The 1,034-nt window shown below is 46.3% G+C and carries 1 protein-coding gene; it reads right to left on the bottom strand.

Annotated elements, in window-relative coordinates; all coding sequences use genetic code 11:
• Nucleotides 1-784, bottom strand: a 784-nt coding sequence (locus tag IQ242_RS25580) for an ROK family protein (RefSeq protein WP_193961877.1), incomplete at its 3' end; no start/stop codon positions are given.
• Nucleotides 785-1,034 lie beyond the last annotated feature (250 nt).

Below are 1,034 nucleotides of genomic sequence, written 5' to 3' on the forward strand. Positions count from 1 at the left end.
CCCGTCTTTCGATTTCTGTGAGCAGAGAGGGAAAGAAAAACTTAGCACTGGCGCTAATGCCGCCGCCGATAATTACCGCCTCTGGGGTGAGAACATAGAGTAAACTGGCGATACCAGCCCCCAGTAAACAGCCGTAACCCTGCCAGAATTCTAAAGCCTCTCGATCGCCTTTTTCGGCCAATTCTGCCAATTGCTTCGGTTCTTTGCCGGTCATCCGGCGAATAGCTTGCCGGGAGACGTATTGTTCCAAGGAACCCCGATTACCGCTATTGCACAATGGACCGTCAAAATTAAGGGTTATTAAGCCTAATTCTGCGGCCGTTCCCTTGCTGCCCACAAATAAGTTACCATCGAGAATAATTGCCCCTCCTACTCCCGTCCCCAAGGTCAACAGGATCAAGTTTTGAAACCGTTTGCCCGCTCCTAACCAAGCTTCCCCCAAACCGGCACAATTGGCATCATTGGCTAAAATTGTCGGCATTCCCGTACTTTCTTCTAACCAATCAGCGAGGGGAATATCCCGCCATCCTGCCAAATTAATCGCTATTTTGGCAATTCTTCCCTGAGCATCCGCCGGCCCCGGCGTTCCCACACCGATGGCTTGACAACTTTTATCTAAATTTACTTGACAAATGCCTTGATGTATGGTATGGGCGACTTCTTTGGGTGTAGCGGGTTGGGGAGTGGGCAAGGTGAGAGATTCGAGACAATTGCCCTCTTGGTCAAATTTACCAATTTTAATCGCAGTTCCACCTAAATCGACACCTATTACTGTTTTCACCATCGGGCTTTTCTTGTTACTCTGGGAATAGCTAGGTTTATTATCACTCTTTTTGGCGGTTTTTTCGCGGTTAGATGTGATTGAGGATAATTCGGCTAAACTGGCAAAACTAGCTGATTGATTAGCCCCAATTTCTCCTATAGTTTGGATACCTGCAGCTTAACTCCTGATTTTTCCCCATTTTAAAAATGATGAATATTACCATTTCAAATCTCTACGATAGCGATTATCAACTTTGGTTAGAGTCCACTAT

The organism is Microcystis sp. LEGE 08355, from assembly GCF_015207185.1.
In the GTDB taxonomy this organism is placed as follows: Bacteria; Cyanobacteriota; Cyanobacteriia; order Cyanobacteriales; family Microcystaceae; genus Microcystis; species Microcystis panniformis.